Below are 24,231 nucleotides of genomic sequence, written 5' to 3'. Positions count from 1 at the left end.
TCAATTTAGTGTAAATAAGCTTATTTTTTCAAAATGTCGAGACTCATGTTGATTTTTTGGGTATAAAAAACCACATTTATGCTATGGAAACCATACGCCTGGATTTTGCGAAGCCAAAGAAGCTTCGGAAGCCGGCGACGGTTGAGCCGGTCCGGAAGGCGCACCTGCGCCCACGGCTTTTTTTCAAAAGGAGGAGAAAAATGAGACATAAATATTGGCCGGGGCTGCCTGCCACGTTGCTCACGTTATTGCTTGCAGGCGGAGCGCACGCCCAAGCGACCGGCGAAGCGCCGGAACTGGCTGAGCTTGTCGCAGCAGGGAAAATTCCACCAGTTTCTGAACGCGCCTCGATGGAACCGGAAGTCATCAACTACGGCTCCGTCGGCGAATATGGGGGCAAGATCCGCTTTGGGATGCGCGGCGTGTCAGATGAGGGCACTCTGCGACAGGCAGTTGGCACCAATGGGCTGGTGCGATGGCATCACAATTTATCCGACCTGATCCCCAATATCATCCGCGAGTACGAGGTCTCGGATGATGCAAGAGAGTTCACCTTTCACATGCGCCGCGGAATGAAGTGGTCGGACGGTGCGCCGTTTACGTCGGAAGATATCGACTTCAGCATCAACGATCTTTTGCTGAACCCCGATTGGGACGAACTGTCGACACGCTATAAGTCCGGTGGCGAACCGCTGATGCTTGAAGTCGTCGACGAGTACACGTTCAAGATCAAATTCGAACACCCAAATGGCGGTTTCCTGGGCCAAATGGCGCGCGAAGAAGGCGCGCGCCTCAATCATTATGCAAAGCACTACTGCAGCCAATTCCATCCCAACTACAACGACAACATTGACTCGGTGATCGCCGAGGAGAACGTCGCAGACTGGAAGGAGCTGATGTACAAGAAATGCGGCGACGTCAGAGACGAGGTCCGCTGGATCAATCCGGAACGTCCCGCGCTGGACCCATGGATTCTCGAAAGGCCCCTGCGTGGCGGCACAACCAGCGTTACCTTTGTGAGGAACCCCTATTTCTGGCAGGTCGATACTGAGGGCAATCAGCTTCCCTACATCGGTGAGATGGAGTCGACGATCTACCAGGATGCGGAAGCGATGCTGATCGCCGCGATCGCAGGCGATTTTGACTTCCAGTATCGGCGCATCGATGCGCCAGGCAACCGCCCCGTACTGGCAGAGAACCGCGAGGCGGGCGACTATCGCTTGTATGAAGTGACGGCTGCTGGCGGCAATTACAACTGGATCCAGCCCAACCTGAACCACAAGGATCCTGTCGTGAACACCCTTTTCAATGAAAAGGACTTCCGCATTGCTCTTTCAATTGGCACCGACAGACAGGAAGTCATCGACACAGCCTTGCTGGGCGTCGGTACGCCCTGGCAAACCGGGCCGTTCGAGGAAAGCCCTCTGCATCACGAGCGGATTGCCACACAATACTTGGACTACGATCCCGACGAGGCCAACCGGCTTCTCGACGAGCTTGGTCTGACTGAACGCGATCAGAACGGAATTCGGCTTTTGTCCGACGGTCGTCCGGCGCGGTTCCTTGTCGACATTCGAAATGGGCATCCGCACATCATCGACATGATGACCATCGTCAAGCCGCAGTGGGAAGAGATGCTGGGCATTCAAATTGACCTGAACGTTGTCGACCGCTCGGTGCATCGCCAACGGTCCCGTCAAGGAGACCATGACATGACGGCCGACAGCGGAAACGCGACTTGGCTCCCCGGCCAGCTGCCATCTGCGTTGCTCCCGATCGACAGCAGCTCGCGCCATGCGCCCCTTTGGACGGCCTGGTATCAAACGGATGGCGCAGATGGGCTTGTCCCACCTGATCACGTCATGGAGCGCTATAAGATCTGGGAAACGATCTATGCTACAGCCGACCCGGCCGAGCAAATCCGACGCTATCACCAGCTCGCCGACATTGCGGCTGATCAGTTTGAAGCTTTTGGGATCACCAAGAATGCTTCGACCTTTGGTGTGGTTAAGAACGGTCTCATGAATGTGCTCGAAGGCATGAAAAGCACGGGCCAATTCCCAAGCCCGGCCAATGTCTTCATGCCCCAGGCGTGGTACTGGAACCGGTGACGCCGGGCAGCTGAAGACAATTTCGGTCGGCGAATGGTGACCGAGTTTAACTTGAGTGAGGCGGCGTTCTTTAGGGCGCCGCCTCACGCATTGGTCAAGGAGGGACTGTCAGATTAAATCGGCTTGAGCCGAGCAGGGGACGCGCCTAGCCTTTTGGATGACCAAACCCAGCCCATTTCGTTACTTCAAAACCAGCTCTGAGATCATTCGCCTGGCAGTGATGCTTTACATCCGGTTCCCACTTTCACTTCGAAACGTTGAGGACCTGTTGCATGAACGTGAAATCGAAATCAGCCACGAAACAGTTCGCCTCTGGTGGAACCGCTAAGGTCCGATGTTCGCCAGCGAGATAAAGAAGCGCCGAATTCAAGGTATGAAATCCAGCAAGTGGAAGTGGAAGTGGCATTGAAATCCCTCAGGAAATTGATGCGCAAACATGGAAAATCTGATGATCTTGTTACCGACAGGCTCAAATCTTACGGCGCAGCCCTTCGCGATCTGAATGCGCCCTAAAAGCAAACGTGTGGCCGTTGGAAGAACAATCGGGCCGAAAATTCACATCTCCCTTTTCGACGACGAGAACGTGCAATGCTGCGGTTCAGGCGAATGCGATCTCTGCAGAAATTTGTGTCCGTCCACGCCTCAGTTTACAACCACTTCAATCAAGAAAGACTTCTTTCAAGCCGAGACATCTTCAAGCTGAAACGCACTGCTGCCCCTCGCGAGTGGCGCGGTCTTTGCGCGGGATATAGGACAGTCATCCTGTCCTAGCAGAGACTGGCTCGCATTAGTCTGACAGCACAACTTATGGACATGACCGACCCATGCGCACGAATTCCGCGCAATTGGTATTTGAAGACAGTCGTACTGTTTCCCCGTATTGCGGACATTTGTTCAAGGCGCAGCATGGGTCAATTTGGGCTCGAAGCGGCTATTTCTCTCAATTCCCCGGGCCCTAAATCAAGGCCGCTGGCTGCCAGAATGGCCCTCAGTTGGCGATTTCGAAAATTCCGGCGCGGGACAAGAATAGATAGAGGATCCGGCAACCATAAGGTTTTGCGGACCTGGCATCAGATCGCCATCCGCCGGTCTCGCGTTGCCCGGCTCGGGCTTTCTGCCCCACCGCATCACCTGTTCAGGATCGCGGCCATTTGCTGTTGCAGATCTGGCTCCCATTCGTCGGCCATGGCGCGGACCTGGGCCATGTAGGTCTCGTTTTCTGTGGCGGGGATGGCCGGGTCGTAATGCTGGGCGAGCGCCAGCATGGCTTTGCGGTCCATCTGGTTGAAGGCTTCCTTCATCTCTTCGGCCTTGTCTTGCGGGATGCCGAGGGACTCCAGCGCTGACCGACCCAGACGCAGAGAACTGTCATAGGTGTCGCGGATGATCTCACGACAGCCTGCCTGATAGAGGTCGTAAACATGTTGGCGGTCCACCGCGCGGGCCACAACCTTGAGGTTCGGGTAGGTCTTGATGGCGTAGGTCACCAGCTGGGTGATCTGTTCCTTGTTGTCGATGGCCACAACCAGCAGCTTGGCCTCGGCAATGCCTGCGGAGTTCAGCAGATCGGCGCGCGTGGCGTCGCCGTAATAGGCCTTGAAGCCGAATTTCGCGAGCATTTCGAGCTGTTTGGAGCTGTAGTCAATGACCGTGGGCGCATGGCCCGCGCCTTTCATCATCCGGTTGACAATGCCGCCGACGCGGCCATGGCCCGCAATGATGATGTGGCTGTCATGTTCGATCTCGTCGGCCTCACGGTCCTGGTCACTGTCGTATTTCGGCGCGATAACCTTGTCGTAGAGGATGAAGAGCGCAGGGGTTAAGAGCATTGAAAGAGCCACGACGAGGAGGAGCTGGTCGGCAACTGTGGGCGGGATCACCTGGTTTGCGACCGTGAAGGACAGCAGCACAAAGCCGAACTCGCCCGCCTGGGCAAGGCCGAGGGCGAAGAGCCATTTATCCGCACCCTTCAGTTTGAAGATGATCCCGAGGGCGTAAAGCACGCCTGCCTTCAGCACCATCAGCCCGATGGTCATGGTGAGGATCGCGCCGAGATTATCAAAGAGCAGCCCAAAGTTGATGCCCGCACCGACGGTCATGAAGAACAGGCCCAGAAGGAGACCCTTGAAGGGGTCGATGTCGGATTCAAGCTCGTGGCGGTACTCGCTATTGGCCAGCACCACGCCTGCGAGGAAGGTGCCAAGCGCGGGCGACAGACCAACGAGCGACATCAGAAGCGCAATGCCGATGACCATCATTAGCGCCGTGGCGGTGAACAGCTCGCGCAGCTGGGCGGCGGCGATGAAGCGGAAGATGGGGCCGGTCAGGAAGTTGCCGCCGAGGATGACAACGGCAATGGCGAGGATGTTGACGATGGCGGTTTCCCAAGGGCCGAGGCTCGCAACGAGGCTTATTTGTGACCCATGGCCGTCACCGTGATCATCGCCATGTGCATCACCATGGCTATCCGCGCCGTGGGCCAATTCGGCCTCCAGCCCCATCAATTCGGGCATGGCCAGCAAGGGGATCAGCGCCAGCATAGGGATGACAGCGATGTCCTGGAACAGCAGGACCGAGAAGCTGGACTGCCCGCCGTCGCTTTTCATCAGGCCCTTTTCGCCCAATGTTTGCAGGACGATGGCGGTAGAAGACAGGGCCAGAACAAGGCCGATGGCGAGCGCGATGGTCCAGGGCTGGCCAAAGATCATGGCTATGGCCATCACGGCGAGGGTGGTCAGGCCGACCTGACCTCCGCCAAGGCCCATGAGTTTGGTGCGCATTTGCCAGAGCATTTTGGGCTCAAGCTCCAGCCCCACGAGGAACAGCATCATCACCACGCCGAATTCAGCGAAATGCTGGATGGACACCACGTCGACATTGAGGATGGCGAGCACGGGGCTGATGACGATGCCCGCGATCAGGTAGCCCAGCACCGACCCGAGGCCGAAGCGCGACGCAATTGGCACCGCGATCACGCCGGCGATCAGGAAGATGAAGGCGAGCAGCAGGAAGTCGGTCATCGGTGGGTCCCCCAGTTGTTGCGGCCCAGCCTATGATCAGATGCGGAGAGCGAAAAGCCCTAAGCGCGCATGGCGCGATTTGCTAGGTGATCAGCACCGGATAGAGCGACGCGATCAGCAGCACCGCCATCCCCCAGTTGAATACCCGCAACCGGGTCGGGTTGGTCAGGATGCGGCGAAGTTGCTGGCCGATGATGGTCCACGTGCTGACCGCCGGGCCATTGACGATGCCGAAGGTTGCGGCCACTGCGGCGACGGCCAAGGGCGTGGTGCCCAGCGAATAGACGGTGACCGCCGTCAGCGCCATGGCCCAGGCCTTCGGGTTCACCCATTGGAAGGCCGCTGCCTGCAGGAAGGTCATGGGGGTGCCTGCTGTCTCGCCCTCCCGCGGGGGCGCCGCATTGGCGATTTTCCATGCCAGCCAGCACATGTAGAGCACGCTCAACACCTTCAGGACGTCATGCAGAACGGGGTAGGCGTCGAAAACCTGCGCCAAGCCCATGCCGACGAGAAACACCATCACGGTGAAGCCCAAAGCGATGCCCAGCATATGCGGCATGGTGCGCACGAACCCGAAATTTGCGCCTGACGCCATCAGCATCAGGTTGTTGGGGCCGGGGGTGATCGACGATACGAAGGCAAAGACCACGAGGCCGTAGAGGATGTCTATATTCATAGGCGCAACATTATGTCGGGGCTTGCGCAGTTTGATTGCGTTGTTACCCTGCGTGGCAATATTTTTGGCAACATGGCGGCGCGATGGATCAGATCAACGAAAAAATATTGCGGTTGCTCTCTGTGGATGGGCGGCTGAGCAATATCGAGCTGGCCGACCGCGTCGGCCTGTCGGCCTCGGCTTGCTTGCGGCGTGTGCAGGATTTGGAGCGGCGTGGGGTCATCAAAGGATACCGGGCTGTCTTGGACCGGGACCAGATGGGCGCCGGGTTCGTGGCCTACATTGCGGTGGGGTTGTCGGACCATTCCAAGGCCAGTCAGGAGGCGTTTGAGCGCTCCATCGGGCGGGCCAACGAGGTGCGGGAGTGTCACAACATCACCGGCACCGTTGAATACTTGCTGCGCATCGAATGCGCGGATCTGCCCAGCTACAAACATTTCCATACTGAAATTCTGGGTGTGCTGCCGCAGGTGAATTCGATCACCAGCTATATTGTGATGGGCTCGCCAAAAGACGAACGGGCATAGGTGACGCATTCGCCATTGGTGCGGCCCGTTTCAGTGGACCGAGCAAGCCAAGTAAACCACCCCTAGGAACCCTGGACAATTTCCCTGTCTACGCGGTCAATTTCTGCTTCATACCAAGCGATGGTTCCCTTGGGGTCTGCGCGAAACGCCTCTGCAAATGTGGCCGGGGCCTCTGTTTTGTCGTCATATTGTGTGGACCATACCATCAGGCCAATCAGGGCGGGCAAAATATCACGGGCCTTTCGCGTCGGGAAATAGCAGACGCGGCTCGCCTTGCGTGGGTCGATCTTCCGGTCAAGCAACGCCGCAGATTCCAGCCGGGACAAACGATCCGCCAGAATGTTGGTCGAGATGCCCTCAGGCGAGTTCAGAAAGTCGCTATAGGTCCGCTTTCCGTGCAGCAAGACGTCCCGCAAAATCAAAAAACACCATTTGTCACCGAAGATACCGGCGGCGTAGCGGGTTGGGCAGCCGTGCCACTCAAGAGGTTGGGGTCTGGTCATGCGTGGAACATAGGTGTGTGGAATAACTCTTGCAATATGCAAGTGCCTTGGGTAGCTAGAAATAACTTGCAAATTAAAAGAGGAATTCTGCTATGCCTTCACCCTTCGTCTGGTTCGACAATGTCGGGGGCAACCGCGCTGCCACCACCGACTTCATGACCAATGCTTTTGGTTGGGCCCCCAAGGATATTGGCCCGATGACCTTCCTGACCGCCGAGGGGGAGAGCATGCCGTTTGCTGCAACCACTGACGCGATGGAGGGGGTCACCGGTTGGGTTCCTTACCTCGAGGTCGATGATCTAGCTGCGGCCGTCGAAAACGCGCGCGCTCATGGGGCAGAAATTATTGCCGAAAATCTGAAGGGTCCGGCAGGCAATGCCAGCTTTATCCGAGATCCGGGCGGCGCGCCGCTGGCGCTTTGGAAACGCGCAGCCGGGATGTGAGGGACCTGTAATGACAAAGATACTTTTGGCGGCAACCGGCTACGTAGTCGTTGTCTTCCCGTTGGCGTATGTCTGGCACCTTGGCTTGTTCAAGGAAAAATACGAAGCGTTCGGCTACTTTGAAGGCGAGCCGAACATTCCGCTGGGCCTCGCGACAATTGTCATTCAGGGGGCGGCTCTGTCCCTGTTGTACATGTTCTTTCACACCGGTAGCGCCGGCCTTGCACGGGCGTTTCAGTTTGCGGGCCTTGTGGGGCTGTTCTTCTGGACGTCTCATGTTCTCGCCCTCGTTGCCAAGCAGGATGTGCCAAATGCTGGCAGCTTCATCGCCATGGAAACCGGGTATCTGGTGATGCAATTCGGGCTCTTTGCGTTGGTACTGGGGTTGGTCCATCGGGGGGCAGAATGACGCAACCAGACGTTGATGTTTCCGAAAAGGTCGATGCGCCGCTTGACGCTGTTTGGGAAAGCTGGGCCGACTTCGGCGGCATTTACAAGTTTCATAGCGACGTTCTGAGAACCACAATCTTGACCGGTTCGAATTCGCGTGGGGTCGGGGCTGTGCGCCGTTGCGAGCTTTCGGATCACCGCAATGATATCGAGGAACGCATTGTCGCTTGGGAACCCAAACGGTTGATCGGGTTTGAATTCAAACGGACCAGCCTGCCGATCGCTACGGCTTGGGGGGACTTTTCGTTTGAATCTTGTTCCGCTTCGCAAACACAGGTCCGTATGCGCTTTTGGTTTACGCCGCTGGGTCTGGTGCCACGGCTCATGAAGCCGGTGATGACCTGGAAAATGCGATCAGGATTCGAAAAGCTGCTGGCGAACAACAAGAAATTTGTTGAGCAGGGCACGCATTGGTCGGAATACGAAACAGGACGAGAAAGCGCCTAGATACAAAAAAACGGTGGTGCCGGGAGGAGGTGGCACCACCGTTCTTATTGTCACGATCTAACCTCAGGGAGGAGGTTGGGTTAGACCGTTAAGTGCGGCGCGTTCCCTCGGGAGGAGGTGAGGGGGTGGCGTCGCAGGTCTTGCGGTGGGGCATCAATCGGGAGGACATCGGACCCAGCGCAAATTCGGTTAGTTCTTGTAAGCGGCCTCGTAAGCGAGGCGCTTGATCTCGGAGCGGTGGATACCCAGGTCTGCCAATTCGCGACCCGACAGAGCGTTCAGCTCAGCCGCAGTGGTGCGATAGACGCGTGCGTTTGCCGCGCGCTCGGAGAAGTCTGCGATTGCCGCACGGACACGATCCATGAAGCGGACGCTCGATGTAGAGATATAAGCCATGTTATATTCCTTTTGCGGTTGTGGCGGCGGTGCGGACGTTTCCGCGTTGCCGATGTTTGTTGTTCTGTTGTGACCCATATTTAGGGATATGCTGCGCCGCCGCAATACCCATGAACTCAATGCTGCTATGCAGCAATTGCATAGCTTATAGGATTGATTTTATTGGTTAACTTCACGTCAACGTGAGGCCCGGAGTGGCGAAATTTTGCCCGTTTTGTCGCCCAACTGCCGTCAATATGTGCCATTTTGCAAAACTGTCGCGGCTGCACGGGGTTGTTCTTTACCGCTGCGCCGTACAAGTAGGCAGTACGGTCACAATTGAGGCGTTCCGATGTCTGCCACCAACGAGCAAATTCTCGCTGCTTTGCGCAGCCTAGGTCTTCCCGATGGCGGCGATCTGGTCTCACGCGACATGATCCGCGCTTTGAGCATCGACGGCGGTGCCGTTCGATTCGTCATTGAGGTGTCTCCGGACCAGGCCCCGAAATTCGCAGGCGTGCGCGACGCGGCGCAAGCGATTGTCTCGCGCGTCGACGGTGTAGAGAGTGTCTCCGCGGTTCTGACCGCGCATGGCCCCGCGCCGACATCTGCCGCGTCAGCCGCGCCCGCGGGCGCACCACCTTCGCTGAAAATTGGCGGCCACCCCAAACCGCAGGCGGAAGCCACCAAACCGTCCGGCGTTGACCGCATCGTGGCGATTGCGTCCGGCAAGGGCGGGGTGGGCAAATCCACATTGTCGTCAAATCTCGCTGTCGCGCTTGCCAAACAAGGCCGCAAGGTCGGGCTTTTGGACGCTGATATATACGGGCCGTCTCAGCCGCGCATGATGGGCGTATCGGAGCGGCCAAAGTCGCCGGACGGCAAATCCATAATTCCGCTGCAATCGCATGGTGTCACGATGATGAGCATCGGGCTGATGATGGACCCGGACAAGGCCGTGGTCTGGCGGGGTCCGATGTTGATGGGCGCGCTGCAACAGATGATGGGGCAGGTAGAATGGGGCGAGCTGGACATTCTGCTGGTCGATCTGCCGCCGGGCACTGGCGACGTGCAGCTGACGCTCTGCACCAAAACGCAGATGACCGGAGCCATTGTGGTCTCCACTCCGCAAGACGTGGCGCTGCTGGATGCGCGCAAGGCGCTCGATATGTTCAAGACGCTGCACACGCCTGTCTTGGGGTTGGTTGAGAACATGTCACATTACATTTGTCCCACCTGCGGGACAGAAGCGCATATCTTCGGGCATGGTGGCGTCAGGGACGAGGCCGAGAAGCTGGGGCTGCCCTTCCTTGGTGAGATCCCGCTTGATTTGGATATCCGTCTTGCGGGTGACAGCGGCACACCGATCTCAGCAGGCGAGGGGGCATTGGCTGCCGCCTACACCACGTTGGCGCGCCGTTTGATCGATGGCGGCATGGCCTGACGGGCTGACCAAACGCAATTCAGTTGGTTTAGGGGGGGGCGCTCCGGCGCAATCCCGCCGGCGTGCCTGTGGATAACCTTGAATCGCGAATCAAAATGACTCACATACGGGTGATTCGGTGGGGTTGGCATGGGAATTGATCCCCAAATTGGTCGCGAAACCGAAAATTCGTGGGAAATTATGGGAAAACTCACCAAAAAATTGACCCACTATATCTAGTAGCTATCGGACCGCGTTCCGCTAGTGGTGCCGATTTTGGGGTCAAAATGGGATGTGTCGCCAAGCTGTGTGACCACATGTGACCATCATTACCCATAATTTTCCATTGCTTCCCATGATCTCCCATGGCACAACAGTTCCACGATGAGGACGGGCCATAACAAGGGGCGCTCAAGAACCCCAAAGGCGACCAAAAGGTTTCATACAGGCACCCTTTCACATCGAAAGACGTCGGACCCTGCGCGAGCAGACATCCCCCCAGGTGGCGCGGGTCCGACACCTCCCCAAGTGGGAACACGCGGCGAGTTGATCAGTGGCAGCAGATCAACTCGCCGTTTCCATTTCTAAAGACGGCTGGGCGGGAATACGGGACAAGGGGTCACTTGAGTGGCGCAAAGGTTCAGAGGCGAAAGCGTCCACAAGGTGGACAGCAAGGGCAGGGTGTCTATCCCGGCCCTCTTTCGCCGTGTGCTGGAGGCCTCGGACGCTGATTGGACCGAAGGGCTGCAGCCCAACGTTGTAATCGTCTATGGCGGCGCGTCCCAAAACTACCTTGAATGCTATACACAAGAGGCGATCACCGAAGTTGACGCCAAAATCAGCGCTTTGCCGCGCGGCTCAAAAGGCCGCCGCGCGCTGGAACATATCTTTAACGGACAGTCGCTGCCAACGCAGACCGATGACACCGGTCGTCTGGTTCTGCCCGCCAAGTTACGTGAAAAAATTGGCATCACCAGCGAGGCATATTTCAAAGCGGCTGGCGACACATTCCAGATATGGGCACCTGACGCCTATGAGGCCCGCAACGCGGATATCGAGGATTGGCTGTCCGAGCAGGGGGATGATTTCGATCCTTTGACCCTGCTGGATGATGACCCAGTCGCGTCGGCGGGAGAGTAAGACATGGCCTCTTCCGTGCGCGAGCCTCAAAGTGATGCACCGCACCTGCCGGTTCTTATCGACGCTATTTTAGAACATGTGGACGCCTCGGGCGTCTGGTTGGACGGCACATTTGGCGCGGGCGGCTACAGCCGCGCGTTTCTGGACGCTGGGTCTTCCAAAGTCATCGGCGTCGACCGCGACCCGATGGTGTTCGACATGGCCGAGCCTTGGTTGGGCGACTACGGCGACCGGCTGATGCTGGTCGAGGGCACATTTTCCGATTTGGACAGTCTTGCGGGCGATTTGCTGCCATTAGACGGCGTGGTCTTGGATCTGGGTGTATCGTCAATGCAGCTGGACCAGCCGGAACGCGGCTTTTCCTTCTTGCGCGACGGGCCGCTGGACATGCGGATGGGGCAAGACGGGGTCTCTGCAGCCGATCTGGTGAATGGCGCGGACGAGGCGTTGCTTGCTGACATCCTGTTTCAATACGGTGAAGAGCGCGCCTCGCGTCGCATCGCCCGGGCCATATTGTCGGCGCGGCCAATGACGACAACAGGAGAGCTGGCGGCGGCGATTGAAAGCGTCTTGCCGAAATCAAAGCCGGGGCAAAGCCATCCCGCGACCCGCAGCTTTCAGGCGATCCGGATTGCGGTGAATGACGAATTTGGTCAATTGATCAAAGGCTTGGAGGCCGCGGAACGTGCGTTGAAACCCGGCGGGCAGCTGGCGGTTGTCAGCTTCCATTCGCTCGAAGACCGCGTGGTGAAGAAGTTCCTCGCCTCCCGCGCCGGCGCCACAGGCGGCGGGTCGCGCTACGCCCCGGCGGTCGAGACCGAGGCCCCCACATTCGATTTAACACCCCGCCGCGCGATCGCGGCGGATAATGACGAGCTAGCGCGCAACCCGCGCTCCCGCTCTGCAAAATTGCGGGTGGCGACCCGCACTGAGACCCCGCCACGCGACAGCGACCGCGCGGGGCTTGGACTGCCGAAACTTGTTGGGAAGGACCTATTGTAATGCGTGGTTTGTTGTTCGGGTTGTTTGCGGTGATCGTCATGGGCCTGGCCTATTGGTCTTACTCGGAAAACTACAAAACCCGCGACAGCCTACGCACAGCCAGCGGCTTGCAGCGCGAAATCGGCTCGTCGCGCGAAACCTTGAGCGTTTTGCAGGCGGAATGGGCCTATCTGAACCGCCCAGAACGTCTGGCCGATCTTGCCGATCTGAACTTCGAACGGCTGCAATTGCTGCCAATCACCAGCGCGCAATTTGGCAGCGTGACGCAAGTGGGCTTCCCGCCTGCGACCTTTGATATCAACGAGTTGACGGGTTCTGTTGACGTGCGTGGGCAGATTGATCCTGCCAACCAGACGTCGCCCGATGAGGACTATCCATGATCCGCACACCGCTGCGCCCGTTGGCGCGTATCCTTCCGGCCCGGCTGCGCGGCGAAAACACCGACCGTATCGAGGCCGACAACATCCGGCAGCGCCATGAGGAAATGCGCGACCGCGCGCGCGCGCGCGCTGAATCGCGTCTGCTCTTTGTCGCCGTGCTGTTCCTTGCGGGCTTCTCGGTTATCGGCGCGCGCATGACGGTTCTGGCCTCATCCGAGGCGGTCGAGCCGCAGGCCTCCGCCTCCTCCGCCAGCATCGTGGCGCAGCGCGCCAATATCGTGGACCGCAACGGGCGGGTGTTGGCGACCAATCTGATTACCAACTCGCTCTATGCTCAACCCAAGTTGATGGTAGAACCCGAACGCGCGGCCGAGGAATTGGCGGCGATCTTTCCTGACCTGAAAGAGGAACGCCTGCTGAAAGACTTCACGGGCGCGCGTAAGTTCCTGTGGGTGAAGAAGAAAATCAGCCCCGAGCAGATGCAAGCCGTGCATGACATTGGCGAACCGGGGCTGTTGTTTGGCCCCCGCGAGATGCGTCTTTATCCCAATGGCCGTCTGGCCGCCCACGTCCTCGGCGGCGCCTCCTTTGGGCGGGAAGGCGTTCATTCGGCCGAGGTGATCGGCACGGCGGGCGTCGAAAAGGCGTTTGACGACTTCCTGCGCGACCCGGCTCTGGAGGGCGCACCACTGCGCCTGTCCATCGACATGACCATCCAGTCGGCCATGCGCCGCGTGCTGGATGGCGGCATGAAGCTGATGAACGCCAAGGGAGCGACCGCCGTTTTGATGAAGGTCGACACCGGCGAGGTCGTGTCCATGGTGTCGCTGCCGGACTTTGATCCCAACACCCGCCCACGCGATCTGATCGAAGGCGATCCGTCGGACAGCCCGCTGTTCAACCGCGCCGTTCAGGGCGTCTATGAACTCGGCTCCACCTTCAAGATTTTCGCCGCCGCTCAGGCGTTGGAGCTGAAGTTGGTCAACCCTACTACGATGCTCGACACCAAAGGCCCGATGCGCTGGGGTCGCTACAAAATCCGCGATTTTTCCAACTATGGCGACACGCTCAGCGTCACGGATGTGATCGTTAAATCCTCCAACATCGGCACGGCGCGGATGGCGCTGAATATCGGCGCGAAGCGGCAGAAGGAATTTCTTGGCAGCTTGGGCTTCTTTGAGCCGTCCCCTGTGGAATTGGTCGAGGCACCCGGCGCCAAGCCGCTTTTGCCCAAGAAGTGGTCCGACATCTCCACGATGACGGTCAGCTACGGCCACGGCATGGCTGCCAGCCCGCTGCACTTGGCCTCGGCCTACGCAACCGTGGTTGGTGGCGGCACATTGGTGAAACCGACCTTGCTGAAGGTCGACAGCGTCAAACCCGGGCCTCGCGTGATGTCGGAACAAACCTCCCGTCAGGCGCGCGAGATGCTGCATCAGGTGGTCGAACGCGGCACCGCATCCTTCATGAAGGGCACGGGCTACATGGTGGGCGGCAAGACCGGCACCGCCGACAAGCCGAAACCACGCGGCGGCTACCACAAGGACAAAGTGATCGCGACGTTTGCCTCTGCCTTTCCGATGAATGACCCGCAATACGTGTTGATCGTGACGTTGGACGAGCCGTCCGAAAACTCTGGCAAGAAGCCACGTCGCACGGCAGGTTGGACGGCTGTCCCGGTCGCCGCCGAGATCGTAAAACGCACAGCGCCGCTCTTGGGCCTAAGACCGATTGAATCTGGTCCTGCAACCGGGGTAACAACGGTCAAATATTAAGGCGCAAACGCATTCGGGGGCTGCATGGGGCAAAGATCGGCAAAGCTAAGTGCCCTTGGGCTGACCGCCTCGGGCGGGGCCGACGCGGACATAACCGGCCTTTCCGTTGACAGCCGGTTCGTAAAGCCGGGGCATCTGTTTGCAGCCCTTCCCGGATCAGCGGCGCATGGCGCCGACTTCATCAAATATGCGTTGCGGATGGACTGCGCCGCCGTTCTGACCGATCCCGCCGGCGCCGAGATTGCGTCCGAGGAATTGGCCGCTACGGACGTCGCCGTTGTCGTCACCGAAGACCCGAGACAGGCGCTCGCATATGCCTCCGCCTTGTGGTTCGGTGCGCAGCCCGGCTCGATGGTGGCGGTGACGGGAACCAATGGCAAAACCTCCGTGGCCAGTTTCGTGCGTCAGATTTGGATGGAACTTGGGCTGGAAGGGGCAAACCTTGGCACCACCGGCGTCGAAGGCGCGTACAGCGCGCCGATGACCCACACGACGCCAGAGCCGATCACCTTGCACGGGCTGTTGGCAGACATGGCGAAAGCTGGGGTGACCCACGCCGCGATGGAGGCATCCTCCCACGGGTTGGAACAACGTCGCCTTGACGGCGTGCATCTGATGGCCGCGGCATTTACGAATTTCACGCAAGATCACCTCGATTACCACGCGACGTTTCAGGACTATTTTGACGCCAAAGCGGGCCTGTTCCGCCGAGTGCTGGCGCAAGACGGCGTGGCGGTGATCAACATGGACGACCCGCGTGGACGCGATATGGCATCGGTCGCCAAGGCGCGCGGGCATCATTTGCTGCGGGTTGGTTCTGCTGACGGGAATGAGCTGCAGCAGCTGGGCCAGCGGTTTGACGCCACGGGTCAGGAGCTGCGGTTTGCCTATGGCGGCGACGTGCATCAGGCGCGGCTGAACCTGATTGGCGGCTTCCAGGCCTCCAACGTGTTGGTGGCCGCCGGATTGGCGATTGGCTGCGGCGCGAAACCTTCAGACGTGTTCGAGACCCTGCCCATGCTGACAACTGTGCGCGGACGCATGGAAAAGGCGGCGACGCGTGAAAATGGTGCGGCGGTTTTCGTGGATTACGCCCATACCCCCGCCGCTTTGGAAACCGCACTGCAAGCCATGCGCCCCCATGTGATGGGCCGGCTGATTGTCGTCTTTGGCGCAGGCGGCGACCGCGATACCGGCAAGCGGCCTTTGATGGGCAAGGCCGCCGCAGACAATGCGGATGTAATCTTCGTGACGGACGACAACCCGCGATCCGAGAGTCCTGCCGACATTCGTGCGGCGATCATGGACGCTGTGCCCGATGCCACGGAGGTGGGCGACCGGGCGGAGGCGATCCTGCGCGGCGTCGACGCGCTTGGGCCGGGCGATACGCTGCTGATTGCCGGGAAGGGCCATGAAACCGGGCAAACCGTGGGTGATGACGTGCTGCCATTCGACGATGTAGAGCAGGCCAGCGTTGCCGTCGCCGCGCTGGATGGGAGGCTCTGACAATGGCGTTATGGACATCCTCAGAGGCTGCGAAAGCCACCGGGGGCCGCACTGTTGGTGACTGGTCAGTTGACGGCGTCTCCATCGACACGCGCACCATTGAGGCCGGCGACTTGTTTGTCGCCCTGAAGGATGTGCGTGATGGGCATGATTTTGTGGCCCAAGCATTGGAGGCCGGGGCCGGTGCTGCGCTGGTGTCACGTATTCCGGACGACGTGGCAAACGACGCGCCGCTTTTGGTTGTTGACGATGTGCTGCAGGGGCTGGAAGCCCTCGGTCGCGCCGCGCGGGCCCGCACGCAGGCCAAGGTCATCGGGGTGACTGGCTCGGTCGGCAAAACCTCGACCAAAGAGATGTTGCGCAGCTGCCTCGAAGGGCAGGGTGCGGTTCATGCGGCCGAAAAGAGCTACAACAACCATTGGGGCGTGCCGCTGACGTTGGCGCGGATGCCGCGAGAGACGGATTACGCGGTGATTGAGATCGGGATGAACCATCCCGGAGAAATCTCGCCCTTGGCGCAGATGGCGGATCTGGACGTGGCGCTGATCACAATTGTGGCGCCCGCGCATTTGGAAGCATTTGAGGACATCTCCGGCATCGCGCGCGAGAAAGCGGCCATTTTTGACGGGTTGCGCGACGGAGGCGTTGCGATTGTGAACGGGGATCTGGATGTCTCCGATCTGTTGATCTCTGCCGCGCCAGGCGCGTGCCAGACATTCGGCACGCAGGACGGCGCGACATGGCACATGCAACAGCCGCAGCAGGGGGCAGATTGTACAGTGTGCCGGGCGCGCCATGGGGATGAGACGGTGCTCTTCAAGATCAACGCCCCCGGAGCCCATTTCGCCATGAACGGCCTCGCCGCATTGGCAGGCTGCGTGGCTGCAGGGGCCGATCTGGGCCAGTCAGTGATTGCGCTGGGCCAATGGCAGCCGCCCAAGGGGCGCGGCCGCAGGCATTTCGTCCGGCTCGACGTGGTTGACGAGCGTGTCGGCATCGACTTGTTCGATGACGCCTACAATGCCAACCCGGCCTCAGTTGGGGCCGCGCTGAATGTGTTGTCTGTCATCCCGCCGCCGCATCCGCGCGGCAGACGAGTGGCCATCCTGGGCGACATGAAAGAATTGGGACCGACCGAGGCGCAGCTGCACGCCGAATTGGCGCAGCTGAAGGCCACAGGCGAGATCGGGATTTTCCATTGCGTCGGCCCCCTTATGAAACATTTCTACGACGCGCTGCCCTCAGAACAGCGCGGGCTTTGGGCGGAAACCTCCTCAGAGCTGGCCGCCAAACCGTCCCGGCTGGTGCATGCAGGTGACGTGGTGATGGCCAAGGGGTCGTTGAGCATGAAAATGGCACAGATCGTTGACGCCATCAAAAATTTGGGTCAAGCGGTAGACAACAAAGACGAGGGACACCGCTAGATGTTGTATTGGCTGACGCTTTTTTCGGATGGCGGGGATTTCTTCAACCTGTTTCGCTACATCACCTTCCGGGCAGGCGGCGCGTTCTTTACGGCGCTGATCTTTGGTTTCATCTTCGGACGCCCGCTGATCAATCTGCTCAAACGCAAGCAACGCAACGGCCAGCCGATCCGCGACGACGGGCCGGAAAGCCATTTGCTGACCAAGCAGGGCACACCCACCATGGGCGGCGTGCTGATTTTGGGGGCGTTGATCCTGTCGACATTGCTGTGGGCGCGGCTAGACAATGGCTTTGTCTGGGTGGTGTTGCTGGTCACGATGGGCTTCGGGCTGATCGGTTTTGTGGATGACTACGCCAAAGTCACGCAGAACTCCCATGGCGGGATTTCGGCGCGGTCGCGGTTGATTGTGGGCTTCGCTATTGCCGCCGTTGCGGGCTACGTCACCACGTTGTTGCACCCTGATGCGCTGACCAATCAACTGGCCTTGCCGGTGTTCAAAGACACGTTGGTGAATTTGGGCTTCATGTTTATCCCGTTTGCGATGTTTGTGATCGTGGGGGCGGCGAACTCGGTCAACTTGACGGATGGGTTGGACGGGCTGGCGATCATGCCGGTGATGATTGCGGCGGGCGCTTTGGGCGTGATTGCATACGCCGTGGGCCGGGTCGATTTCACCGACTATCTGGGTCTGCATTATGTGCCAGGCACCGGCGAGCTGTTGATTTTTGTCGCTGGCATCATCGGCGGGGGCCTTGGGTTTTTGTGGTACAACGCCCCGCCGGCGGCGGTGTTCATGGGCGACACCGGGTCGCTGGCTTTGGGCGGCGCGCTGGGCGCTATTGCGGTGCTGACCAAGCACGAGCTTGTCATGGGCATCATCGGCGGGCTGTTCGTGGTGGAAACGCTGAGCGTCATCATTCAGGTGCTCTATTTCAAGAAGACCGGCAAACGCGTTTTCCTGATGGCGCCGATCCACCACCATTTCGAAAAGAAGGGCTGGGCCGAGCCGCAGATCGTGATCCGGTTCTGGATCATCTCGCTGATCCTCGCGATGATCGGGCTGGCCACGCTTAAGATCAGATGATCCCAGTTCAGGGATATTCCGGCGCACACGTTGCCGTGCTCGGACTTGGCCGGACCGGGCTTTCGGCGGCCAAAGCTTTGCGTGAAGGCGGGGCAACGCCAATCCTTTGGGATGATAACGCCGAGGCGCGGGAGCGGGCGGAGGGCGAGAGGTTTGAGCTGCGCGATCTGACCAAGCAAGGCGCCTTTGAAGACATCGCGGCCCTGATCGTATCGCCTGGCATCCCGCATCTTTATCCAGCGCCAAACAAGACCATTGCGGCAGCGTGGGCTGCGGGGGTGCCGGTAGACAATGATATCTCGCTCTTCTTCCAGTCCTTTGCCACGCGGGACTGGGAAAGCTTCGACCAGATGCCCAAGGTCATCGCGGTCACAGGCTCTAACGGCAAATCCACGACATCGGCCCTGATCCACCACATCCTCGAAGAGGTGAACCGGCCGACGCAGCTGGCCGGCAATATCGGGCGCGGTGTGTTGGACATCGAACCCGCGATTGACGGCGAGGTGGTGGTGCTGGAACTGTCGTCCTACCAGACCGATCTGGCCCGCAACCTGACGCCGGATGTGGCGGTCTTCACCAATCTCAGCCCCGATCATCTGGACCGTCACGGCGGGTTTGGCGGGTATTTCGCGGCCAAGCGACGCCTGTTCGCCGAAGGCGGCCCCGACCGCGCGGTGATTGGCGTGGACGAGCCGGAGGGGCAATATCTAGCCAACCAATTGTCAGGCGGCAATGGTGATGACCGGGTGACCCAAATCTCCTCGGGTACCAAGCTCAGCGGTCCGGGGTGGAACGTCTTTGCCAAGAAGGGCTTTCTGGCGGAGTGGCGAAAGGGGCGGCAGGTCGCCAACATTGATCTGCGCGCGGTGCCCGGCCTACCCGGCGCGCATAACCATCAAAACGCTTGCGCGGCCTACGCCGCCTGCCGCACCTTGGGGTTGGCGCCTCGGGTGATTGAGAAGGCGTTTCACAGCTTTGGCGGCTTGCCGCACCGGTCCCAGCGGCTAGCTGAAATTGGCGGCGTGTCTTACGTCAACGACAGCAAGGCGACGAACGTGGACAGCGCCGCAAAGGCGCTGCAGGCCTTCAAGAACGTCCGCTGGATCTGTGGGGGGCTTGAAAAGGAAGGCGGGCTGGACGGGCTGCTGCCCCATCTGGGCGACGTCAGGAAAGCCTACGTCATTGGCCGCGAAGCGCAGGCCTTCGCGCTGCAGCTGGGCGATTTGCCTTGCGAGATTTGCACCTCGATGGATGTGGCGGTTGCCAAAGCGGCGGAGGAAGCGGAAAGCGGGGACACGGTGCTGTTGGCTCCGGCGGCGGCAAGCTTTGATCAGTATGATAGTTTCGAGAAACGCGGCGAGGATTTCGCAGCGCAGGTCGCGCGGATATCAGCGGGCTGACCAGCAATTGCGTGTAGGCTGCCTTCTTTTTGGTAGGCATAAACTTGTAACGCTCAAGACTTGGCGGCTCCTTCGCGCGGGATATGAACAGATTACCGCCGATTTCGTGGGGAGAACAGCCAAACTGAGGCTGGATTCGCATGGCAAATAAGGCTACTCTGGCCGGATAGACCCGAAAAATCGGGCGTTGAGGCAGTAATGGCGGTATTCTCATGACTGAGATGGTGTATGGCACCGTGACGGCACGCGTGGGCGAGCCGATCCTTCCCAAATGGTGGCGGACTGTGGATCGTTGGTCGATGGCCTGCGTGTTTGCTCTGTTCGGCATGGGGCTGTTGCTGGGGCTCGCCGCATCGCCGCCCCTGGCTGCGAAAAACGGGTTGGACCCGTTCCACTACGTCTCCCGGCAGGCGGTGTTTGGCTGCATGGCAATGACCACGATGGTGATCATCTCGATGATGTCGACCAATCTGGTGCGCCGTTTGGCCATTCTGATGTTCTTCGCGACATTTGCCGCCCTCGCATTGCTGCCAGTCTTCGGGACCGACTTTGGCAAGGGAGCGACCCGGTGGTACTCGTTGGGTTTTGCATCCTTGCAACCGTCTGAATTTCTCAAACCGGTTTTCATCGTGTTTTCAGCGTGGCTGATCGCCGCAAGCCAGGAAATCAACGGGCCTCCGGGCAAGGTGTTCTCCTTTTTGTTGACCTGTGTGGTGGTGGGGTTTTTGGCCCTGCAGCCCGACTTCGGGCAGGCCTGTCTGGTCCTCTTTGGCTGGGGCGTGGTGTATTTTGTTGCCGGCGCGCCGCTGACCTTGCTTGTAGGTATGGCAGGGGGCGTCGTCGCTGCCGGTGTCAGCGCCTACAACATGTCAGAACATTTCGCGCGCCGTATTGACGGATTTCTGGCGGCGGAAGTCGACCCGACCACGCAGCTCGGCTACGCCACAAACGCAATCCGCGAAGGCGGGTATTTCGGCGTCGGTGTGGGCGAGGGGTCTGTCAAATGGTCCCTGCCGGACGCGCATACCGATTTTATCATTGCCGTCGCGGCTGAGGAATACGGGTTGGTTATGGTGATCGCGATCATTGCGCTTTACGCCGTGTTCACGATCCGCGCGTTGCACCGCTTGATGAAGGAGCGCGACCCGTTCATCCGCCTGGCGGGCACCGGTCTTGCGGCCATGTTTGCGATGCAGGCCATTATCAACATGGGCGTGGCGGTCCGGTTGCTGCCTGCCAAGGGCATGACACTTCCGTTTGTGTCCAACGGCGGCTCCTCGTTGATCGCGGGCGGCATCGCGCTTGGCATGCTGTTGGCCTTTACCCGCAAACGCCCACAGGGCGATATGCGCGACATCATGATCCAACGGGGCCGGGGGTGAGCGCCCCGCTGCTTGTCATCGCGGCGGGCGGTACCGGCGGGCATATGTTTCCCGCGCAGGCCTTGGCTGAGGCCATGTTGGTCAAAGGTTGGCGGGTGAAGGTGACCACGGACGCGCGCGGCGCGCGGTACGTGGGTGGGTTCCCACACATTGTCGAGATAGAGCAGCTGAAGTCTGCGACGTTTTCGCGTGGTGGGGTGCTCGGAAAGCTGACGGCCCCGTTCAAGCTGGGCGCGGGCGTATTGTCGGCGATGTTGAAGTTTCGGCGCGACCCGCCATCTGTAGTGGTCGGCTTTGGCGGCTACCCTTCTTTCCCCGCAACTGCTGCAGCATGGGTCATGAAGCTGCCACGCATGATCCACGAGCAAAACGGTGTTTTGGGGAAGGTGAACACGTTTTTCGCCCGAAGGGTCGACAAGGTGGCTTGCGGTACCTGGCCGACAGATTTGCCCGAAGGCGTCGAGGGCGTATACACCGGCAACCCGGTGCGCGGCGCGATCCTGGAACGCGCGGCCGCGGGCTACATACCCCCAGGCGATTACCCAATGAGCCTCGTTGTGATCGGTGGAAGCCAAGGTGCGCGGATTCTGTCTGAGGTGGTTCCTGCGGCGGTCGCACTGCTGCCCGAGGCGCTGCGGGTCAATGTGCGGGTCGCCCATCAAGCGCGGGACGAGGACGCCGAAAATGCTGAAAGGGTCTACGCCGAGAATGGCATAACGGCAGAGATCTTGCCGTTCTTCAATGACATCCCGCGCCGGTTTTCCGAGGCGCAGCTGGTTGTCTCGCGCTCCGGTGCATCGTCCGTGGCAGACATATCTATCATTGGCAGGCCGTCTATCTTGATCCCATTTGCGGCCGCAATGGCAGATCATCAAACCGCAAATGCACGTGGGTTGGTTGAGGCGGGTGCCGCGATCATGATCCCGGAAAGCCAACTGACGGCGGACGCCCTGGCGGAGCAAATCAATACCATCCTGACGCAAGATCAAGCTGCCATTCAGATGGCGAATGCGGCATTGAGCGTGGGCAAACCCGATGCAACCGAGGCGCTTGTCGCCTTGACCGAAGAACTCAACGAGAAGAACAGCCAATGAATGCTGCAGCAACAAAGCTCCCCCTAGAACTCGGCGCGATCCACTTTGTGGGCATCGGTGGCATCGGAATGTCCGGTATCGCCGAGGTGCTGCTGAACCATGGATACAAGGTTCAGGGGTCGGACCTGAAGTCCTCGCCAATTACAAAACGTCTGGAGAAGCTCGGCGCGACGGTATTCGAAGGTCAGAGGGCCGAAAATCTGGAACATGCAGATGTCGTTGTGATTTCTTCGGCCATCAAGCCGGGAAATGCGGAGCTGGATGCGGCACGCTTGGCGGGCTTGCCCGTCGTAAGGCGGGCAGAGATGCTTGCGGAGCTGATGCGGTTGAAATCAAACATTGCGGTCGGTGGCACCCATGGCAAAACGACGACAACCACGATGGTCGCAGCGCTTTTGGATGCGGGCGGGATCGACCCGACGGTGATCAATGGAGGCATTATCCACGCCTATGGTTCCAACGCGCGCGTGGGGCAGGGCGAGTGGATGGTCGTCGAAGCGGATGAGAGCGACGGCACCTTCAACCGACTGCCCGCGACAATAGCAATTGTGACCAATATCGACCCTGAGCACATGGAGCATTGGGGCGATTTTGACAAGTTGCGCCAAGGGTTTATGGATTTTGTGTCCAACATTCCGTTCTACGGTTTGGCGGTGTGTTGCACGGACCATCCAGAGGTGCAGGCATTGGTCGGCAAAATTAGCGATCGGCGCGTGGTGACATTTGGGTTCAATGCCCAGGCCGATGTCCGGGCGGTGAATCTCAGCTACAAGGCAGGCGTCGCGCATTTTGACATCGCGCTGCAAAACGACGGAATGGTCATTGAGGGCTGCGAGCTGCCGATGCCCGGCGATCACAATGTTTCCAACGCCTTATCCGCCGTCGCCGTGGCGCGACATTTGGGGATGAAGGCAGAAGAGATTAAGGAAGCGTTAAAGAGTTTCGGTGGCGTTAACCGGCGATTTACCAAGGTGGGTGAGGTTGGTGGCGTGACGATCATTGATGATTACGGCCACCACCCGGTCGAGATTGCAGCCGTTCTGAAGGCCGCGCGGCAGGCCACCGAGGGGCGCGTCATTGCGGTGCATCAGCCGCACCGGTTTACCCGGTTGCATGACCTGTTTGACGACTTTTGCAGCTGCTTCAACGACGCCGATGTTGTTGGAATCACTGACATTTTCTCCGCCGGTGAGGATCCAATTGCTGGGGCGGGGCGCGATGATCTGGTGGCCGGTCTGATCCGGCACGGGCACCGTCATGCGCGTGTGGTGGAGGATGAAAACGGGCTCGAAAAGCTGGTGCGCGAGCAAGCCAAGCCGGGCGACATGGTGGTCTGCCTGGGCGCAGGAACCATCAGCGCCTGGGCAAATGCTTTGCCCGAGAAGCTGTCAACATGAGCGTGTATTCTCAGTACATTTTCCCCGCATGCAGCGTGTACCCGTCTGCGCGGAAACCCGTCCAAAGGTATGAAAAGCCTGACTTTCCTCTGAAACTCTCTCAAGGCAGACTGAACCCATCCGATGTGCTGGAGCATGTGTCGTGAGTCCATCGTTGATCCTCGCAGCCCTTTGGGCCGTTGCCGCCACGCTCGTGGCGCTTCTCCCTATGCGGTATCAATATGTGCCAGGCGTCACGCTGCTGATCGCAGCTCCCTTTTTGATTGGGTTCATCGGCTATGAGCACGGCATCTGGTTCGCGGCCCTCGGGTTGGCCGCGTTCGCGTCGATGTTCCGCAACCCGCTGATCTATTTCTACCGCCGCGCGCGGGGCGAGAAACCGGAGATCCCGCGATGAGCTGGTCTTTGCTGTGCGCCTTCCTCTGGCTGATCTCGGCCAATGTCGTGGCGATGTTCCCGTCGCGCGACCACCATTGGCGGTTTGCTTATGGCATGATCGCTTTAGGCATTCCGCTGCTGGGCTGGGTGACGTGGGAGAACGGGCCATGGATTGGACTTATCGCCATGGCTGCTGGGGTGTCGATCCTGCGCTGGCCGGTGCGCTACTTGGGTCGCTGGGTGCGGCGCAGGTTGGGGATGGGCAACCCCGTCCCTCCAGCGGAGTAGGTTG

23 protein-coding genes and 1 pseudogene are annotated in these 24,231 nt (G+C 59.5%); 20 read left to right on the top strand and 4 right to left on the bottom strand.

The genetic code is table 11. From position 1 onward, the window contains the following. Positions 1-200: 200 nt before the first annotated feature. Entirely contained in the window at positions 201-2,111 is a 1,911-nt protein-coding gene (locus Q0899_RS07165; RefSeq protein WP_299191819.1) for an ABC transporter substrate-binding protein, read from the top strand. A gap of 157 nt (positions 2,112-2,268) precedes the next feature. Beyond that, a pseudogene (locus Q0899_RS07160) lies at positions 2,269-2,882 on the top strand (DDE-type integrase/transposase/recombinase). Positions 2,883-3,238: 356 nt separating this feature from the next. Here the strand turns inward: Q0899_RS07160 and Q0899_RS07155 are convergent. Then, positions 3,239-5,131, bottom strand: coding sequence for a cation:proton antiporter (locus Q0899_RS07155; RefSeq protein WP_299191817.1), 1,893 nt, complete (start codon positions 5,129-5,131; stop codon positions 3,239-3,241). An 82-nt stretch (positions 5,132-5,213) separates the two neighbouring features. After that, positions 5,214-5,807, bottom strand: a complete 594-nt coding sequence (locus tag Q0899_RS07150) for a LysE family translocator (RefSeq protein WP_299191815.1) — start codon at positions 5,805-5,807, stop codon at positions 5,214-5,216. 83 nt (positions 5,808-5,890) lie between these two features. Here Q0899_RS07150 and Q0899_RS07145 point away from each other — a divergent pair, with 83 nt between their 5' ends. Then, positions 5,891-6,334 (top strand): Lrp/AsnC family transcriptional regulator, encoded by a 444-nt coding sequence (locus tag Q0899_RS07145; RefSeq protein WP_299191813.1) that lies wholly within the window; start codon positions 5,891-5,893, stop codon positions 6,332-6,334. Between the two features lie 62 nt (positions 6,335-6,396). On the opposite strand, the gene Q0899_RS07140 is transcribed toward Q0899_RS07145, so the two are convergent. Further along, positions 6,397-6,837, bottom strand: a complete 441-nt coding sequence (locus Q0899_RS07140; RefSeq protein WP_299191811.1) for a helix-turn-helix domain-containing protein — start codon at positions 6,835-6,837, stop codon at positions 6,397-6,399. Positions 6,838-6,929: 92 nt separating this feature from the next. Here Q0899_RS07140 and Q0899_RS07135 point away from each other — a divergent pair, with 92 nt between their 5' ends. The 3 genes from Q0899_RS07135 to Q0899_RS07125 are packed head-to-tail and all read left to right on the top strand — an operon-like array spanning position 6,930 to position 8,177. Then, complete coding sequence (locus tag Q0899_RS07135; protein ID WP_298356545.1) at positions 6,930-7,280, top strand: VOC family protein; 351 nt, start codon at positions 6,930-6,932, stop codon at positions 7,278-7,280. A gap of 10 nt (positions 7,281-7,290) precedes the next feature. After that, positions 7,291-7,689 carry a hypothetical protein gene (locus tag Q0899_RS07130; protein WP_298356547.1) on the top strand — a complete coding sequence of 133 codons (399 nt, stop codon included), beginning with the start codon at positions 7,291-7,293 and terminating at the stop codon, positions 7,687-7,689. Next, positions 7,686-8,177 carry an SRPBCC family protein gene (locus Q0899_RS07125; RefSeq protein WP_299191808.1) on the top strand — a complete coding sequence of 164 codons (492 nt, stop codon included), beginning with the start codon at positions 7,686-7,688 and terminating at the stop codon, positions 8,175-8,177. Before Q0899_RS07130 ends, Q0899_RS07125 begins: the two co-directional genes overlap by 4 nt. A 189-nt stretch (positions 8,178-8,366) precedes the next feature. On the opposite strand, the gene Q0899_RS07120 is transcribed toward Q0899_RS07125, so the two are convergent. Beyond that, positions 8,367-8,540 carry a DUF1127 domain-containing protein gene (locus tag Q0899_RS07120; protein ID WP_298297776.1) on the bottom strand — a complete coding sequence of 58 codons (174 nt, stop codon included), beginning with the start codon at positions 8,538-8,540 and terminating at the stop codon, positions 8,367-8,369. A 364-nt stretch (positions 8,541-8,904) separates the two neighbouring features. Between Q0899_RS07120 and Q0899_RS07115 the strand changes: the two genes are divergently transcribed. From Q0899_RS07115 to Q0899_RS07050, 14 genes are all read left to right on the top strand, one after another. Beyond that, complete coding sequence (locus Q0899_RS07115) at positions 8,905-9,996, top strand: Mrp/NBP35 family ATP-binding protein (RefSeq protein WP_298297274.1); 1,092 nt, start codon at positions 8,905-8,907, stop codon at positions 9,994-9,996. Between the two features lie 606 nt (positions 9,997-10,602). Further along, the gene (mraZ, locus tag Q0899_RS07110) at positions 10,603-11,115 is read left to right on the top strand and encodes a division/cell wall cluster transcriptional repressor MraZ (RefSeq protein WP_298297277.1); all 513 of its coding nucleotides are present in this window, start codon (positions 10,603-10,605) and stop codon (positions 11,113-11,115) included. Positions 11,116-11,118: 3 nt separating this feature from the next. Continuing rightward, the gene (gene rsmH / locus Q0899_RS07105; RefSeq protein ID WP_298297280.1) at positions 11,119-12,117 is read left to right on the top strand and encodes a 16S rRNA (cytosine(1402)-N(4))-methyltransferase RsmH; all 999 of its coding nucleotides are present in this window, start codon (positions 11,119-11,121) and stop codon (positions 12,115-12,117) included. Next, positions 12,117-12,497, top strand: a complete 381-nt coding sequence (locus Q0899_RS07100) for a cell division protein FtsL (protein ID WP_298297283.1) — start codon at positions 12,117-12,119, stop codon at positions 12,495-12,497. The genes rsmH and Q0899_RS07100 overlap by 1 nt, the downstream gene beginning before the upstream one ends. Then, positions 12,494-14,272: a penicillin-binding protein 2 gene (locus Q0899_RS07095; RefSeq protein ID WP_299191804.1), complete on the top strand. Its 1,779-nt coding sequence runs from the start codon at positions 12,494-12,496 to the stop codon at positions 14,270-14,272. The genes Q0899_RS07100 and Q0899_RS07095 overlap by 4 nt, the downstream gene beginning before the upstream one ends. 24 nt (positions 14,273-14,296) lie before the next feature. Then, positions 14,297-15,778, top strand: a complete 1,482-nt coding sequence (locus Q0899_RS07090; protein ID WP_299191802.1) for a UDP-N-acetylmuramoyl-L-alanyl-D-glutamate--2,6-diaminopimelate ligase — start codon at positions 14,297-14,299, stop codon at positions 15,776-15,778. Between the two features lie 2 nt (positions 15,779-15,780). Continuing rightward, positions 15,781-17,202: a UDP-N-acetylmuramoyl-tripeptide--D-alanyl-D-alanine ligase gene (gene murF / locus Q0899_RS07085; protein ID WP_299191800.1), complete on the top strand. Its 1,422-nt coding sequence runs from the start codon at positions 15,781-15,783 to the stop codon at positions 17,200-17,202. Then, positions 17,203-18,288: a phospho-N-acetylmuramoyl-pentapeptide-transferase gene (gene mraY, locus Q0899_RS07080; protein ID WP_298356563.1), complete on the top strand. Its 1,086-nt coding sequence runs from the start codon at positions 17,203-17,205 to the stop codon at positions 18,286-18,288. After that, positions 18,285-19,688 (top strand): UDP-N-acetylmuramoyl-L-alanine--D-glutamate ligase, encoded by a 1,404-nt coding sequence (murD, locus tag Q0899_RS07075; protein WP_299191797.1) that lies wholly within the window; start codon positions 18,285-18,287, stop codon positions 19,686-19,688. Before mraY ends, murD begins: the two co-directional genes overlap by 4 nt. Before the next feature lie 212 nt (positions 19,689-19,900). Then, on the top strand, positions 19,901-21,070 hold the full coding sequence (locus Q0899_RS07070) for a putative peptidoglycan glycosyltransferase FtsW (RefSeq protein ID WP_298297300.1): 1,170 nt from the start codon (positions 19,901-19,903) through the stop codon (positions 21,068-21,070). Then, entirely contained in the window at positions 21,067-22,164 is a 1,098-nt protein-coding gene (murG, locus tag Q0899_RS07065) for an undecaprenyldiphospho-muramoylpentapeptide beta-N-acetylglucosaminyltransferase (RefSeq protein WP_299191795.1), read from the top strand. Before Q0899_RS07070 ends, murG begins: the two co-directional genes overlap by 4 nt. Then, on the top strand, positions 22,161-23,561 hold the full coding sequence (gene murC, locus Q0899_RS07060) for a UDP-N-acetylmuramate--L-alanine ligase (RefSeq protein WP_298297306.1): 1,401 nt from the start codon (positions 22,161-22,163) through the stop codon (positions 23,559-23,561). The genes murG and murC overlap by 4 nt, the downstream gene beginning before the upstream one ends. Before the next feature lie 142 nt (positions 23,562-23,703). Beyond that, positions 23,704-23,958, top strand: a complete 255-nt coding sequence (locus Q0899_RS07055; RefSeq protein ID WP_298297309.1) for a DUF2484 family protein — start codon at positions 23,704-23,706, stop codon at positions 23,956-23,958. Further along, positions 23,955-24,227, top strand: a complete 273-nt coding sequence (locus tag Q0899_RS07050) for a DUF2484 family protein (protein ID WP_298297313.1) — start codon at positions 23,955-23,957, stop codon at positions 24,225-24,227. Before Q0899_RS07055 ends, Q0899_RS07050 begins: the two co-directional genes overlap by 4 nt. The last annotated feature ends 4 nt before the right edge of the window (positions 24,228-24,231 follow it).

It is taken from the genome of uncultured Litoreibacter sp. (assembly GCF_947501785.1).
Lineage (GTDB): Bacteria > Pseudomonadota > Alphaproteobacteria > Rhodobacterales > Rhodobacteraceae > Litoreibacter.
The sequence above is the reverse complement of the archived record's forward strand: the minus strand, read 5'-3'. Positions and strand labels throughout refer to the sequence as shown.

Bases quoted from the DNA above. Each gene is read 5' to 3' on its own strand.
- Q0899_RS07165 (WP_299191819.1), top strand. From the start codon at position 201: ATGAGACATAAATATTGGCCGGGGCTGCCTGCCACGTTGCTCACGTTA.
- Q0899_RS07155 (WP_299191817.1), bottom strand. From the start codon at position 5,131: ATGACCGACTTCCTGCTGCTCGCCTTCATCTTCCTGATCGCCGGCGTG.
- Q0899_RS07150 (WP_299191815.1), bottom strand. From the start codon at position 5,807: ATGAATATAGACATCCTCTACGGCCTCGTGGTCTTTGCCTTCGTATCG.
- Q0899_RS07145 (WP_299191813.1), top strand. From the start codon at position 5,891: ATGGATCAGATCAACGAAAAAATATTGCGGTTGCTCTCTGTGGATGGG.
- Q0899_RS07140 (WP_299191811.1), bottom strand. From the start codon at position 6,837: ATGACCAGACCCCAACCTCTTGAGTGGCACGGCTGCCCAACCCGCTAC.
- Q0899_RS07135 (WP_298356545.1), top strand. From the start codon at position 6,930: ATGCCTTCACCCTTCGTCTGGTTCGACAATGTCGGGGGCAACCGCGCT.
- Q0899_RS07130 (WP_298356547.1), top strand. From the start codon at position 7,291: ATGACAAAGATACTTTTGGCGGCAACCGGCTACGTAGTCGTTGTCTTC.
- Q0899_RS07125 (WP_299191808.1), top strand. From the start codon at position 7,686: ATGACGCAACCAGACGTTGATGTTTCCGAAAAGGTCGATGCGCCGCTT.
- Q0899_RS07120 (WP_298297776.1), bottom strand. From the start codon at position 8,540: ATGGATCGTGTCCGTGCGGCAATCGCAGACTTCTCCGAGCGCGCGGCA.
- Q0899_RS07115 (WP_298297274.1), top strand. From the start codon at position 8,905: ATGTCTGCCACCAACGAGCAAATTCTCGCTGCTTTGCGCAGCCTAGGT.
- rsmH (WP_298297280.1), top strand. From the start codon at position 11,119: ATGGCCTCTTCCGTGCGCGAGCCTCAAAGTGATGCACCGCACCTGCCG.
- Q0899_RS07100 (WP_298297283.1), top strand. From the start codon at position 12,117: ATGCGTGGTTTGTTGTTCGGGTTGTTTGCGGTGATCGTCATGGGCCTG.
- Q0899_RS07095 (WP_299191804.1), top strand. From the start codon at position 12,494: ATGATCCGCACACCGCTGCGCCCGTTGGCGCGTATCCTTCCGGCCCGG.
- Q0899_RS07090 (WP_299191802.1), top strand. From the start codon at position 14,297: ATGGGGCAAAGATCGGCAAAGCTAAGTGCCCTTGGGCTGACCGCCTCG.
- murF (WP_299191800.1), top strand. From the start codon at position 15,781: ATGGCGTTATGGACATCCTCAGAGGCTGCGAAAGCCACCGGGGGCCGC.
- mraY (WP_298356563.1), top strand. From the start codon at position 17,203: ATGTTGTATTGGCTGACGCTTTTTTCGGATGGCGGGGATTTCTTCAAC.
- murD (WP_299191797.1), top strand. From the start codon at position 18,285: ATGATCCCAGTTCAGGGATATTCCGGCGCACACGTTGCCGTGCTCGGA.
- Q0899_RS07070 (WP_298297300.1), top strand. From the start codon at position 19,901: ATGACTGAGATGGTGTATGGCACCGTGACGGCACGCGTGGGCGAGCCG.
- murC (WP_298297306.1), top strand. From the start codon at position 22,161: ATGAATGCTGCAGCAACAAAGCTCCCCCTAGAACTCGGCGCGATCCAC.
- Q0899_RS07050 (WP_298297313.1), top strand. From the start codon at position 23,955: ATGAGCTGGTCTTTGCTGTGCGCCTTCCTCTGGCTGATCTCGGCCAAT.